We start from the raw sequence: 13392 nt of genomic DNA, 5'->3' as shown, positions 1-13392 counted from the left end.
CGTGGCCGCCGATCGTGTCGTCATCGTCGGTGCCGGCCAGGGCGGCTTTCAGGCGGCCGCAAGCCTCCGCCAGGACGGGTTTGCCGGTCGCGTGACGCTTCTCGGCGACGAGCCGGGGCTGCCCTATCAGCGGCCGCCACTCTCCAAGGCCTACATGAAGGACGGTGATCCGAAGCGGCTGGCGCTTCGCGCCGAGGCCTTCTTCGCAGAGGCGGCAATCGAACGGGTCGAGGGTCGGGCGGTGGCGATCGACCGGGCTGCGGCCCGGGTCGGGCTCGCCGATGGCCGGACGCTCGCCTACGACCAGCTGATTCTGGCGACAGGGGCGCGGAATGTGGTGCCGCCGATCGCGGGCCTTGCCGACGCGGTGGCCTCGCGGGCGGTCGTGGGGCTTCGCACGCTCGGCGATGCCGGGTTGTTGCGCGAGCGGATCGCGGCTGGTGGCCGCGCGGTGGTGATCGGCGGCGGCTTCATCGGGCTCGAATTCGCCGCGGTGGCGCGCGCGGCCGGGCTCGACGTGACGGTCGTCGAAGCGGCCGACCGTCTGATGGCGCGCGTGGTCTCTCCGGAGATCTCGGGCCATTTCCTCGACCTGCATCGGAGCCTCGGTGTGGACGTGCGACCCGGGGTGGCGGCGACGGCCGTTGAGCCCGGTGCGGTGACGCTCGCTGACGGCGACCGGGTGGCGGGCGATCTGATCCTGCTTGCGGTCGGGGTGCGGCCGAATGCCGAGCTGGCGGCCGAGGCCGGGCTCGGGGTCGCGAACGGCGTCGTGGTGGATGGTCGGCTGGTGACGAGCGATCCGGCGATCTCGGCCCTCGGTGACGTCGCGTCCTATCCCGGCCCGGACGGCGCGCCGGTGCGGCTCGAATCGGTGCAGGCGGCGGTCGATCACGCGCGCCACATCGCCCGGCGGATCGCGACCGGCGACATGGCCGACTATGCCGCGGTGCCCTGGTTCTGGAGCGATCAGGGCGATCGCAAGCTGCAGATAGCCGGGCTCCGGCATCCGGGGCATCGGACGGTCGTGGTGCCGGGCGACCGGCTGGTGGTCCTGAGCCTTGACGGCGACGTGCTGAAGGCGGTCGAGACCGTGAACGCGCCGGCCCCCCACATGGCCGCGCGGCGACTGCTCGCGCAGGACCGCGCGCTCACGGCGGGCGAGATCGAGGCGGCAGGGTTCGACCTCGTGGCCCTCGCCAAGGGCGCGAAAGTCTGAGTCGCGGCTGACCAGCGGAAGTTTATCGCTCGCTGATCTGCCAGAACCTCAGAAAAAGTGAGTGACGTCTCCGCGCTGCAGCATAATCTGTTCTCACCCCAGGCGGACGAGGTGATGAATGAAGACCGCGATCCGGGCCGATGCGGCGGCAGCGATGATCCCAGACGGTGCAACAGTGCTCATAGGCGGCTTCATGGCCGTCGGTACTCCGCATCGGTTGATTGAAGCGCTGGTGCGCCGTGGTGCGCGTAACCTGACGCTGATCGCCAATGACACGGCCATGCCGGGCAAAGGCATCGGCAAGCTCATCTCCGCGGGCGCGGTCAGTCGGGCCATCGTCTCGCACATCGGGCTGAACCCCGAGACGCAGGCGAAGATGATCGCCGGCGAGATCGACGTGGAACTGGTGCCGCAAGGGACACTCGTGGAGCGCATTCGCGCCGGCGGGGTCGGGCTTGGCGGTGTGCTGACAGCCACCGGTCTCGGCACGCCGGTCGAGGAGGGCAAGACCGTCGTCGAGGTCGATGGCCAACGCTTCCTGCTCGAAAAGCCGATCCGCGCCGACTTCGCACTCATCGCGGCGCGGCAGGCGGACTACCTTGGCAACCTTCAGTATTCGCTGACCGCGCATAACTTCAATCCGATCATGGCGCTCTCTGCCGAGACGGTTATTGCCGAGCCGGATCTCATCGTGCCGGTCGGGGTGATCCCGCCGGATGCGGTCAGGACACCCGGGGTTCTTGTCGATCACCTGCTGGAGCGCGCGGCATGAGCGTTGTTGATGCGAAGGAAGTGATCGCGCGCCGCGTGGCGCAGGAGATCCACCCCGGGATGCTGGTGAACCTCGGCATCGGTCTGCCGAGCATGGTGGCGCACTACCTGCCGCGCGACTCCGGCGTGTTCTTTCAGGCGGAGAACGGTGTGATCGGCCTGGGTGCCCGGCCGCCGGAGGGCATGGAGGACGCGAGCCTCACCGACGCGGGCGGCGGCTTCGTCACCGCGGTTCCGGGTGCCGCCTCGATCGACAGCGCCATGAGCTTCGGCATCATTCGCGGCGGTCACCTCGACATGACGGTTCTCGGGGGCCTGCAGGTGGACGAGCGCGGGTTCCTCGCGAACTGGATGGTGCCCGGGAAGATGGTGCCCGGAATGGGTGGTGCCATGGATCTCGTGGCGGGCGCCCGGCGGGTGATCGTCGCCATGGTCCATGCGGCGAAGGGCGACGCGAAGATCGTGCCGGAATGCACGCTGCCGCTGACGGCGACACGTCGGGTCAGCCTCGTCGTGACCGAGATGGCGGTGATCGAGCCAACCGAGGCGGGGCTCGTGCTCCGCGAGCGTGCGCCGGGCGTCAGCGTCGAGGATATCCGGGCGGCGACCACCGCGCGGCTGGTCGTGGAGGGTGACATTCCCGAAATGCGACTCGACTGACGGGCGAGCCTTGCGCAGGGCAGGGACGCGCCGTCATAGTGGAAAGGAAGTCAATCCATTTCCGCTCGATCGCGTTTCCTTGCCGGAGCCCGCCGATTCGTCATGCATGGTCTTGATCTCGTCAACACGGCGATCTTCGTCGGCTCGGCACTGATCCTGATCGGCATCTTTTCGAGCCTCGTGGCGACGCGGTTCGGGGCACCTCTTCTGCTCGTCTTCCTCGTGGTCGGGATGCTCGCCGGCGAGGACGGACCGGGCGGCATCGAGTTCGGTGACTATTCGACCACGTACATGGTGGGGATGATCGCGCTGTCGGTCATCCTCTTCGACGGCGGGCTCCGAACCCGACTTTCGGTGTTCCGCGGCGTGCTCCGCCCGTCGCTCCTGCTCGCGACAGTGGGGGTGCTCATCACCGCAGGCGTGGTGGGCCTCGCGGTCTGGCAGGTGCTCGGGCTCTCGCTGTCCCTCGCGCTGCTTCTGGGGGCGATCGTCGCGTCCACCGACGCGGCGGCGGTCTTCTTCCTGATTCGCACCGGCGGCATGCGGTTGCCCGGGCGGGTGAACGGCATCCTCGAGATCGAGTCGGGCACCAATGACCCGATTTCGGTCTTCTTCGTCATCCTGCTGGTGAAGGTCATCGTTTCCGGCGGGATGCCCGGCTGGGAGCTCGTCGAGGAGTTTGCGGCCGAGGCTGTCCTTGGCGGGGCGCTCGGCTTCGTCGGCGGCTGGGGCGCGGTGTCGATCCTGAACCGGGTGGCGATGCCGGGAGGCCTGCATCCGCTCTTCGTGGTGGCGGGCGCGATCATGATCTCGGGCTTCACCACCCTCGTCGGGGGCAGCGGGCTTCTCGCGGTCTACATCGCCGGGCTCGTGATGGCGAACCGGCCGACGCGCGCCTATCCCTCGATCGTCGGCTTCCACGACGCGATGACCTGGCTCTGCCAGATCGTGATGTTCCTCGTGCTCGGCCTGCTGGTGACGCCCTCCCGGGTGATGGATTACGCGCCGCAGGGGATGTTCGTCGCGGTGGTGCTGACGCTCATCGCCCGTCCCGTCGCGGTCTGGGTCTGCCTGTGGGGCGCCGGGTTCGCGACGCGGGAGAAGCTTTTCATCTCGTGGGTGGGCCTGCGCGGCGCCGTCTCGATCTTCCTCGCGGCGATCCCGATGCTCGCGGGCGTGCCGGAGTCCCAGGCGTTCTTCAACATCGCCTTTTTCGTCGTGCTCTTCTCCATGCTGGTGCAGGGCGCCACGCTCACCAGCGCCGGCCGCTGGCTCGGCGTGGCGCTGAAGGCCACGACGCGGGGGGTGAGCCGGATCGAGATCGACATCCCCGGCCAGAACGAACTCGAGATCGTCGGCTATCCGGTGACCGGCGAGAGCGTGATCCTCGGGCTCAGCCGCATCCCGGCGTGGGCGCGGCTCCTGATGGTGGTGCGCAAGGGGCAGATCCTCGATCAGGCCGAGGCCGGCGGGCTGCGGCCGGGGGACTACGGCTACTTCCTCGTCCCGCGCGAGCGGCTGAACCGGTTCGACACGCTGTTCCGCGAGAGCCCGGAGGTCGCGCGGCGGCTCGGGGTCATCTTCGGTGAGCTGGCGATCCGTGGCGAGACGAGGCTCTCCGAGCTGGAGCAGTTCTACGACCTGAGCTTCGAGGGTCATCCGCCGGAGATGACGCTCGCCGAGTGGGCGACGCAGCGACTCGGCGAGAAGCCCGTGCTCGACGCGACACTGGCAATTCCCGGAGGCAAGATCGTGGTTCGACGGCTCGAAAGCGGCCGGATCGCGAACCTCGGCCTCCAGCTCGACCAGCTCCTGCAGGTCGAGCCCGACGAGCGGTTGCTGGCGCGCCTCGAGGAGGAAGCCGACGAATTGCGCGGCCTGCGCAGCTGGGCGCGCTCGGTTCGCCGCCGACTTCAGACCTGAGGCTTGAAGGCGACCCCGGGCCGCCCTACGCAGGGAACCAAGGCGGACGTGGCGGAACGGTAGACGCAGCGGACTTAAAATCCGCGTCTTTCGGGAGTGTGGGTTCGATTCCCACCGTCCGCACCAGAATGTGGGAGGGCTGGGTGCATGAGCTATCTCGGGATCGACATCGGCACGTCGTCGGTCAAGACGGTGCTCTTCGATCGGGAGCAGCGGCTGATCGGGCAGGCGAGCCAGTCGCTTGCGGTGTCGCGGCCGCATCCCGGCTGGTCAGAGCAGGACCCGGAGGCCTGGTGGAAGGCCGTCGAGGGCACGATCGACACGCTCGCGCGTGAGCACGGCCTCGCCGGGCTGCGCGGCATCGGGCTGTCGGGCCAGATGCATGGGGCGGTCTGCCTTGATCGCGACGACCGGGTGCTGCGGCCGGCGATCCTCTGGAACGATGGGCGGGCGCAGGCGGAATGTGCCGAGATCGAGGCGGCTTTCCCGCGGGCGCGCGAGGTTGCCGGCAACATCGCGATGCCGGGCTTTACCGCACCGAAGATCGCCTGGCTCCGCAAGCATGAGCCCGAGATCTATGGCCGCATCGACGCGGTGCTCCTGCCCAAGGACTACGTGCGCCTGCGCCTGACGGGCCATCACGTCTCGGAGATGTCGGACGCTGCCGGCACCTACTGGCTCGACGTGGCGGCGCGGGACTGGTCGGACGACCTGCTCGAAGCGACGGGGCTGACGCGCGCGCACATGCCGCGTCTCGTGGAGGGGAGCGAGCCGTCGGGCGAGCTCCTGCCTGAGCTTGCCCGCCGCTGGGGCGTCGAGGGCAAGGTCGTGGTCGCGGGCGGCGCCGGCGACAACGCGGCGGCGGCCTGTGGCATGGGCGTGGTGGTGCCGGGCAGCGCATTCGTCTCGATCGGCACGTCCGGCGTGCTCTTCGTCTCGAACGCGCGCTTCTCGCCGAACACCGCAGGCGCGGTTCACGCCTTCTGCCACGCGATCCCGGAGACCTGGCACCAGATGGGGGTGATCCTCTCGGCGTCGGACAGTCTCGAGTGGTTGGCGCGGATCGCCGGCAAGTCGCCGGCGGAGCTGGCGAACGCGGTAGGTCCGGTGACGGCTCCCTCGGAGGTGACGTTCCTGCCGTACCTCTCCGGTGAGCGGACACCGCTGAACGACGCGGGCGCGCGCGGGGCCTTCGTCGGGATGGCGCAGACCGACGGGCCGCGCGAGCTGACGCAGGCGGTGATGGAGGGCGTTGCCTACGCCTTCGCCGACTGCCAGCGCGTGCTTGCCGACGCAGGGACCGACTTCGAGACCGCGCTGGCGGTTGGCGGTGGGGCGCGGTCGGAGACCTGGCTTCGCATCATTGCGAGCGTTCTCGACCGGCCGCTCCAGATCGCCGCGGACAGCGATGTGGGTGCCGCCCTCGGCGCGGCGCGGCTCGCGATCTGTGCGGCGGAGGGGGCGAAGCCGGCAGAGGTCTGCGCGGCGCCGGAAGTCCTGCGTGTGGTGGAGCCTGACAAGGCTCTCGTGCCGCTCTACCGAGAGGGCTATGCACGCTATCGCGCGATCTATCCGGCCCTGAAAGCGGTCGGGGCCGAAGCCTGAGGGGCCGCGTGGTGAGTGAGGTCAGGCGCGTTGGAACTGCCCCCTCGTCGCGGGCATGGGAACCGGCTATGGAGCGAGACGTTGGTCGGGGGGCCGGCGCGCCACGGGCGGGCCGAATCGTGACGATACCAGAGAAAGGTTTTCCGACATGAACACGCGCAAGGACCTCGAAGACGCGGCTGCCAGCATCGCCGATCCGATTGCGGCGCAGATCGAATCGCTGCGCGCCGACCTCGCCGACCTCGGCGGCCGTGTGGCCAGGATCGGCAAGGACCGTGCCCGGGGCCTGAAGTCCGCCGCCGAGCACACCGCAAGCGAGGGCTATGCCAAGGGTGAGGCGGCGATCGACGTGCTGCTTGGCGAATTGCAGTCGCTGGAGAACGAAGTGGCGAGCGCCGCCCGGCGCCGGCCGTTCGCGTCGCTTGGGCTTGCGACGCTGTTCGGCTTCATCCTCGGCGTCATGTTCCGGCGCTGACGATCGTGCCGCGCCTGCTCTCCACTGTCTCGCGCGTCGCGCAGACGCGGCTGCACCAGATCTCTCGCCGCGCCCAGGTGCGCGGCGAACTGATCGCCGGAGTCGTGGTCTTCGGGATGATCGCGTTGGTCTATGCGCTCATCGCCGTGACTGTGGCGCTGGCACGGCGCTACGGCACGCTTGAGGCGCTTGGCATCGTCGGCGGGGTCGCCTTCGTCGTCATGCTCTGCTTCCTGCTCGCGCTCTCGCTGGAGGCACGTCGGCACCGCCGGCTTGCGGCACGGCGCGCGGCGCTCGACTCCCAGCTCTACCGGGCGGCCGCGCTCTCGCTCATCCCCGACAAGGCGCCGTCGCGGCCGGTGGTGGGCGTCGGGCTGGTCGCACTCGGGGCCGCTCTGCTGTTTCTGCGCCGCAAGGGCTGACCCTCCGTGCTCAGGATCACCGATGACCGCGCCCATCGCTGCCTGATCCTTGAGCCGACCGGTTCGCTCAGCCGTGGTGATCTCGACCGGTTGAGCGAGCGTTTCGACGCGGTGGTTGCCGCGACCGACCGGGCGCCGAACCTTGTGATCCACGCAGCCGGGTTTCCGAGCTGGTCGGATCTCGGCGCGCTGGCGCGGCATCTGCGCTTCATCCGCCAGCATCACCGCATGGTCTCCCGGGTTGCCTTCGTGTCGAACGCCCGGGCGTTCGACGTCGCCCCGGCGCTGGCGCGGCGGCTGATCTCTGCGGAGTTGCGGCATTTTCCCGAGTCCGGGGCCAACTCCGGGCCAGATTCCGGCCTTGATGCCGCGCTCGACTGGGTGGCCGAGGATGCGGGGACGTCGCATGTGACGGTGATCGAGGGCCTGCCCGACGATGTCGTGGGAATTTCGGTCGCGGGCGTCATCTCGGCGGAAGACTATGCCCGCACGATCGTGCCGCGGATCGAGGCGACGCTTCGCCGGCACGGACGGGCGAAACTTCTCTACCGGATCGGCCCCGAGTTCGAGCGTTTCACCGCAGGCGCCGTGTGGAACGACGCGCTGGTCGGGCTGAACCACATGACCGATTTCACCCGCGTGGCCATCGTCTCGGACATCGGCTGGATCCGCCACGCGGTGCGCGCCTTCGCCCCGCTCATCCCGGCGGAAATCCACGTCTTCACGGACAAGGAACTCGAAACGGCGAAAGCCTGGATCACCACCGATCCGCCGGTGATGTGAGGCTTAACCCCGATCGCGCAGTAGCCGGGCCTTCTGCCGCTGCCAGTCGCGCTTCGCTTCGGTCGCGCGCTTGTCGGTGAGCTTCTTGCCCTTGGCGACGCCGATCTGGATTTTCGCGCGGCCCTTCTCGTTGAAATAGAGCCTCAAGGGCACGAGCGTCATGCCCTCGCGCGCCGTCCCCTGCCAGAGCTTCGCGAGCTCGCGGCGCGACACGAGCAGCTTGCGCCGCCGGCGCTCGTCGTGGCCGAACGACTTTGCCTGCGCATAGGCCGGGATGTAGCCGTTGATGAGCCAGAGCTCGCCGCCTTCGACGGCGGCATAGCTCTCGGCAATGTTCGCCTTGCCGGTCCTGAGGCTTTTCACCTCGGAGCCCTCCAGCACGATCCCCGCCTCGAGGTCATCCTCGATGAAGTAGTCGTGCCGCGCCCTGCGGTTCTCCGCGACGAGCTTGTGGGGTGTCTGATCCTTGCTGGCCATGATCCGGGCGGGGTAGCCGACGCGCGCACCCCTGTCCAGTGCGCGGCGCATGGATCCTGCGGCAACCCGCCGCAGAGGGTGCGACAGGACTGTTACATGTCGGCAGTACACGTTCGGGCACTTCCGAAAGCTGCATTTTCATCAGGAAACAGGTTCATGTCACTCATCGACGGCACTGCCGGCAATGACCGGATCACGCCCGAGTTTGTAAGCAAGGGAGTTGTGGGGACCCCGAGCCCGTTCCCGAGTGACGGGCAGGACGAGCTTCACGGCCACGGGGGCCACGATTTCCTCCGGGCCGGAGGCGGCGACGATTCCATCTTCGGAGACGACCTCAGGAGCGAGCTGGGCAACGACACGCTCGACGGCGGGACAGGTGCCGACGCGCTCTATGGAGGGAAGGGCAACGATGTCTATATCGTCGATAACCTCGGCGACCAGGCCTACGAGGTGGTCGGCGGCACCGCCGGGGGCATCGACCGCGTGCAGTCGGCGACGATCGATGTCGATCTCAACCACTACGAGAACGGCTTCGGGCTCGAGAACGCCATGCTGCTCGGAACGAAAGCTCTGAACGCCACCGGCACTTCCGTGCGCAATGTCCTGACCGGCAACGGCGCCGCCAACCTGCTCCAGGGCATGGCCGGAAACGACACCGTGCTCGGGGGTGGCGGGAATGACACGCTGGTCGGCGGTTCGGGCAACGACTCTCTCGACGGTCAGCCCGGGGCCGACGTCGTGCAGGGCGGGGCCGGCAATGACACGCTGCTCGGCGGACCCGGCGGTGACACGCTCGTCGGCGGTGCGGGGAGTGACGTCTTCAGCTTCGGCAAGCTGATCGGCTCCGTTCCGGGGGCGATGGACGAGATCTTCGGAGAGGGGGGTGTCCCGGCATTCGAGGGGGCCGGCGGGGCCGCGGGTGACAGGTTCGACATGTCGCATATCGACGCGAACACCACCGCTGCAGGCCAGCAGGGCTTCGTCTTCGGTGGCACCGGCAAGGGCCACATCTCGCTCGTCGATTCAGGGATGGACACCATCGTCCGGGCCAACATGGACAATGATGCGGCCTTCGAGTTCCAGCTGATCATCCACGACGGCAACGTCCGCGCGAGCGCCTACACGGCAGCGGACTTCATTCTGGACGTGGTCTGACCGCCACGCGCTGGTTGTGAGCACCTCTCCCGGCCACGGGAGAGGTGCGGTTCTTTGGTCGCTACTGTCTGGCCGCGCGCGTCTCGCGGACTACACTCTCCCGTGAGTATAGCCGACGGGGAAGTGATATGCCGACAGTCGTTGTGACCAGCTCGAGCCGTGGTATCGGTCGGGAATTCGTCCGGCAGTTCGCCGCCGAGGGGTGGCGCGTGATCGCAGCCTGCCGGCAACCGGAAACCGTGGCCGACGAGTTGCACGCGCTCGGCGATGGCGTGCGCCCGATCGCAATGGATGTGACCGATCTCGCGTCCGTCGAGGCGGTCGCCGCGGAGGACGACGAACCCGTCGATCTTCTGGTGAACAGCGCCGGGATCATGGGGCACACGGACGACGGCGTGGACCACGTGAACTACCTCGAGTGGCAGCACCTGCTCGACATCAACCTGATGGGTCCGGTCCGCGTGCTCGATGCCTTCGCCGACCGTCTGGCGGCGGCGAAGGACGCGAAGGCGATCACCATCACCAGCGGCATGGGCTCGATCGGTGACGTGGGCTCGCCGCGCGCGATGATGTACCGCACGTCGAAGGCGGCGGTGAACATGGCGATGCGGGTGCGGGCACTGGAGATGACACCGCGCGGCATCATCGTGGCGGTGATCAATCCCGGCTGGGTGCAGACCGACATGGGCGGCGCCAAGGCGCCCACGACCGTGGAGGAAAGCGTGACGGGGATGCGCCGCGTGATCGACGCGCTCACCCCCGCCGAGGCGGGCAGCTTCCTGAACTGGAAGGGCGGAAACTACCCCTGGTAGCTCAGTTCAGCAAACCCGCGTGCCGCATGGCGGCACGCACCCGCTCCCGGGTCGAATCCTCGAGCGTCACCATGGGCGAGCGCACCTCCTCGGAGCACTTCCCGAGGAGGGAAAGCGCGTACTTCGTCGGCGACGGGTTCGGCTCGGCGAAGCAGGCGCGGTGCAGCGGCATGAGCCGGTCCTGGTAGGTCAGGGCCTTCGCGTAGTCGCCCGCGAGCATCGCCTGCTGGAACTCCGACGAGAGCCGCGGCGCGACGTTCGCCACCACGCTGATGCAGCCATCACCGCCGTGCGCGTTGAAGCCGAGCGCGCTGTCGTCGTTGCCGGACAGCTGAAGGAAGTCGGTGCCGCAGGTGATGCGCTGGTCAGAGACGCGGCTGACATCGCCGGTCGCGTCCTTCACGCCGATGATCCGCGGCAGCTTCGCAAGCTCTCCCATGGTCGCGGGCGTCATGTCGACGATCGAGCGGCCGGGGATGTTGTAGATAATGATCGGCAGGTCCACCGCATCATGCAGGGCCTTGTAGTGGTGGTAGAGGCCGCGCTGGCTCGGCTTGTTGTAGTAGGGCGTGACCACGAGTGCGGCATCGGCGCCCACGGACTTCGCGAAACGCATGAGCCGCACCGATTCCTCGGTGTTGTTCGATCCGGCGCCGGCAATGATCGGGATCCGGCCCGCGGCGGTCTTGACCACCACTTCGACGACCCGCTCGTGCTCGTCGTGGGAGAGGGTCGGCGTCTCGCCGGTGGTGCCGACCGCGACGAGCCCGTGGCTGCCTTCCTCCACGTGCCAGTTCACGAGGTCTACCAGCGCTTTCTCATCCACCTTGCCGTTCTGGAAGGGTGTGATGAGCGCGGGGATGGAGCCTCTGAACATGACTGTAGTCCTTGACGGGAAACGGGCCGGGAAAGGCCGGGCGCGAAAGTATTCGGGAAAAGCGCTCGCCGCAAGGCGGGTCGGCCGGGATCGGGACGTTACGGAAGTGTTAACCTCCCGGTAGCAGACGAAAGGTCGCGACCTGTGGCATAGTGCCGCCTGGGCAAGAAATCTCCGGAGGGTCATCCCAACCAAATGCGTGCCGCCACGCCTTTCGCCATCACGCTCGCGCTCTGGCTCGCGGGCAGCGCCGCGGTGCCGGCCGATCCCCTGCCACCGGGGCCGGTGGTCGCCCGGGCGCTCGATGCCGCGCGGCAGGGCGACTGGACGCAGGCGACGGTCATCGCCGGGTCAACTGGTGCGCCGATCGCGCTCGACATCGTGCTCTGGCTGCGGCTGGCGAGCGGGGCGGGCGATTTCGACGAGTATCGCCGGTTCATGTCGCGCAATTCAGACTGGCCGGCCATGGCGGCGCTCCGCCGTGGTGCGGAGCGGGCGATGCCCGAGGGCCTGCCGGCCTCGACGGTGACCGACTTCTTCGCCGACCAGCCCCCCCTGACCGGGACCGGCTCACTCCGGCTTGCAGACGCGCTCGCCGCCACCGGTCGCGAGGCGGAGGCCGAGGCAGAGATCACCCGCGCCTGGACCACGTTCTCGCTGACCGGGCCTGAGCGCGCCGCCGCGCTCGCCCGCTGGAAGCCGGTGCTTGCGTCCGGGCATGTGGCGCGGCTCGACATGCTGCTCTGGCGCGGGCTCGCCGCCGAGGCGCAGACGATGTTTCCGCTGGTGCCGGAGGACTGGCAGAAGCTCGCGCAGGCGCGGATCGCCACCCGCAACGACGCAGAGGGGCTGCAATACGCCATCAATACGGTGCCGGACGCGCTGAAGAGCGACCCGGGCCTCGCCTTTGAGCGCTACCTCTACCGCGTGACCAAGGGGCGCTGGCAGGAGGCGGAGGACTATCTCCTCGCCCGCTCCACCTCGAAGACCGCGCTGGGACGGCCGGAATTCTGGATGGACCGCCGGGCAAACCTCGCACGTCAGGCGCTCGAGGACGGCGACGTGGGCGGCGCCTACCGGATCGCGTCGCAGAGTTTTGGCAGCGAGGGATCGGAGTTTGCCGACGCCGAATGGGTCGCGGGCTTCATCGCTCTCACGCGGCTCGATGACGCCAAACGGGCCGTCGGGCACTTCACCCGCTTCGAGTCGGCAGTGGCGACGCCGATCAGCCTCGGGCGCGCCGGTTACTGGCTCGGGCTCGCCTATCGCCGCCTCGGAGATCCGGTCGCGGCGGAGCACGCCTTCCGGTCCGCGGCGCTCTGGCGGACGAGCTTCTACGGCCAGCTCGCGGCGCGCGAGCTCTCCACGCCGCTGCCACCTGAGGCGCCGCTCGACGTGCCGGACTGGCGCGGGGCCGGGCTGAACGCAAGTCCGGTGGTGCAGGCGGGTCTCTTGCTGCTCCGCGCCGGCGACGAGCGGCGCGGCTCGACGTTCCTGCGCGCGGCGGCGGACGATCGGCCGGCGGAGACCCGGGCGGCGCTCGCCCAGATGGTGATCGATCTCGGCTACCCGGAGATCGGCATCCGCATCGCCAAGGATGCGGCGAACGAGGGGGTCGTCCTGCCCGACCAGTACTATCCGCTGCACCGGATCGCCGGCGAGCCGCTCTCGGTGGCGGCGGCCTATGCGCTCGCCATCGCTCGGCAGGAGTCGGAGTTCTACACCGCTGCCGCCAGCTCGGCCGGAGCGCGTGGCCTCATGCAGCTGATGCCGGCGACGGCGAAGCAGACGGCCGAGGTGGCTGGCCTGCCCTACGACTCCGCGAAGCTGACCGGTGATCCGGTCTACAACGCCCGCCTTGGCACGGCCTATCTCGCCGGCCTCCTCAAGCGCTACGACGGGTCCTATCTGCTGGCAACGGCCGCCTACAACGCCGGGCCGGGGCGCGTCGATCAGTGGCTGAAGGACCTCGGCGACCCGCGCGCGCCGGGTGCCGATCCGGTGCAATGGATCGAGTCGATCCCCTACACCGAGACACGGAACTACGTGATGCGCGTGCTGGAAGGCTTCGAGGTCTATCGTGCCCGCCTCGGTGAGGAAGCGGCGCCGGTCGAGGAGGCGCAGCCGGCCGATGGGGCCCGGCCTGCGACCGGCAGTTCAACCGGCTGACCCGGACGGTGATGGATCGGGATGACGGCCGTACCGGTCCGTAT

13 protein-coding genes and 1 tRNA gene are annotated in these 13392 nt (G+C 68.8%); 12 read left to right on the top strand and 2 right to left on the bottom strand.

Features of this window, described 5'->3' with window-relative positions:
* The first annotated feature begins 1 nt into the window (after position 1).
* The 9 genes from HNP73_RS23160 to HNP73_RS05230 all read left to right on the top strand — a co-directional run bounded on the left by HNP73_RS23160 (position 2) and on the right by HNP73_RS05230 (position 7858).
* Positions 2-1219 (top strand): FAD-dependent oxidoreductase, encoded by a 1218-nt coding sequence (locus HNP73_RS23160; protein ID WP_184147544.1) that lies wholly within the window; start codon positions 2-4, stop codon positions 1217-1219.
* A 118-nt stretch (positions 1220-1337) separates the two neighbouring features.
* Positions 1338-1991 (top strand): CoA transferase subunit A, encoded by a 654-nt coding sequence (locus HNP73_RS05265; RefSeq protein WP_184147543.1) that lies wholly within the window; start codon positions 1338-1340, stop codon positions 1989-1991.
* Positions 1988-2650, top strand: coding sequence for a 3-oxoacid CoA-transferase subunit B (locus HNP73_RS05260; RefSeq protein ID WP_184147542.1), 663 nt, complete (start codon positions 1988-1990; stop codon positions 2648-2650). Before HNP73_RS05265 ends, HNP73_RS05260 begins: the two co-directional genes overlap by 4 nt.
* 102 nt (positions 2651-2752) lie before the next feature.
* Complete coding sequence (locus HNP73_RS05255; RefSeq protein ID WP_184147541.1) at positions 2753-4573, top strand: potassium/proton antiporter; 1821 nt, start codon at positions 2753-2755, stop codon at positions 4571-4573.
* A 42-nt stretch (positions 4574-4615) separates the two neighbouring features.
* Positions 4616-4699 (top strand) — tRNA-Leu (locus HNP73_RS05250).
* 21 nt (positions 4700-4720) lie between these two features.
* Positions 4721-6178 carry a xylulokinase gene (gene xylB / locus HNP73_RS05245; RefSeq protein WP_184147540.1) on the top strand — a complete coding sequence of 486 codons (1458 nt, stop codon included), beginning with the start codon at positions 4721-4723 and terminating at the stop codon, positions 6176-6178.
* A 148-nt stretch (positions 6179-6326) separates the two neighbouring features.
* Positions 6327-6653, top strand: a complete 327-nt coding sequence (locus HNP73_RS05240; protein ID WP_184147539.1) for a hypothetical protein — start codon at positions 6327-6329, stop codon at positions 6651-6653.
* A gap of 5 nt (positions 6654-6658) precedes the next feature.
* Positions 6659-7075 carry a hypothetical protein gene (locus HNP73_RS05235; RefSeq protein WP_184147538.1) on the top strand — a complete coding sequence of 139 codons (417 nt, stop codon included), beginning with the start codon at positions 6659-6661 and terminating at the stop codon, positions 7073-7075.
* Between the two features lie 6 nt (positions 7076-7081).
* Positions 7082-7858 carry an STAS/SEC14 domain-containing protein gene (locus tag HNP73_RS05230; RefSeq protein WP_184147537.1) on the top strand — a complete coding sequence of 259 codons (777 nt, stop codon included), beginning with the start codon at positions 7082-7084 and terminating at the stop codon, positions 7856-7858.
* A gap of 3 nt (positions 7859-7861) precedes the next feature.
* Here HNP73_RS05230 and smpB read toward each other — a convergent pair whose 3' ends face one another.
* The gene (gene smpB / locus HNP73_RS05225) at positions 7862-8335 is read right to left on the bottom strand and encodes an SsrA-binding protein SmpB (RefSeq protein WP_184148043.1); all 474 of its coding nucleotides are present in this window, start codon (positions 8333-8335) and stop codon (positions 7862-7864) included.
* A 156-nt stretch (positions 8336-8491) separates the two neighbouring features.
* Here smpB and HNP73_RS05220 point away from each other — a divergent pair, with 156 nt between their 5' ends.
* Together HNP73_RS05220 and HNP73_RS05215 are read left to right on the top strand one after the other, a co-directional pair.
* Complete coding sequence (locus HNP73_RS05220) at positions 8492-9490, top strand: calcium-binding protein (RefSeq protein WP_184147536.1); 999 nt, start codon at positions 8492-8494, stop codon at positions 9488-9490.
* Between the two features lie 128 nt (positions 9491-9618).
* Positions 9619-10302 carry an SDR family oxidoreductase gene (locus tag HNP73_RS05215; RefSeq protein ID WP_184147535.1) on the top strand — a complete coding sequence of 228 codons (684 nt, stop codon included), beginning with the start codon at positions 9619-9621 and terminating at the stop codon, positions 10300-10302.
* A gap of 1 nt (position 10303) precedes the next feature.
* On the opposite strand, the gene dapA is transcribed toward HNP73_RS05215, so the two are convergent.
* Positions 10304-11179, bottom strand: a complete 876-nt coding sequence (dapA, locus tag HNP73_RS05210) for a 4-hydroxy-tetrahydrodipicolinate synthase (RefSeq protein WP_184147534.1) — start codon at positions 11177-11179, stop codon at positions 10304-10306.
* A gap of 195 nt (positions 11180-11374) precedes the next feature.
* Between dapA and HNP73_RS05205 the strand changes: the two genes are divergently transcribed.
* Complete coding sequence (locus HNP73_RS05205) at positions 11375-13348, top strand: lytic transglycosylase domain-containing protein (protein ID WP_184147533.1); 1974 nt, start codon at positions 11375-11377, stop codon at positions 13346-13348.
* Positions 13349-13392 lie beyond the last annotated feature (44 nt).

It is taken from the genome of Amaricoccus macauensis, assembly GCF_014201905.1.
In the GTDB taxonomy this organism is placed as follows: domain Bacteria; phylum Pseudomonadota; class Alphaproteobacteria; order Rhodobacterales; family Rhodobacteraceae; genus Amaricoccus; species Amaricoccus macauensis.
The sequence above is the reverse complement of the archived record's forward strand: the minus strand, read 5'-3'. Positions and strand labels throughout refer to the sequence as shown.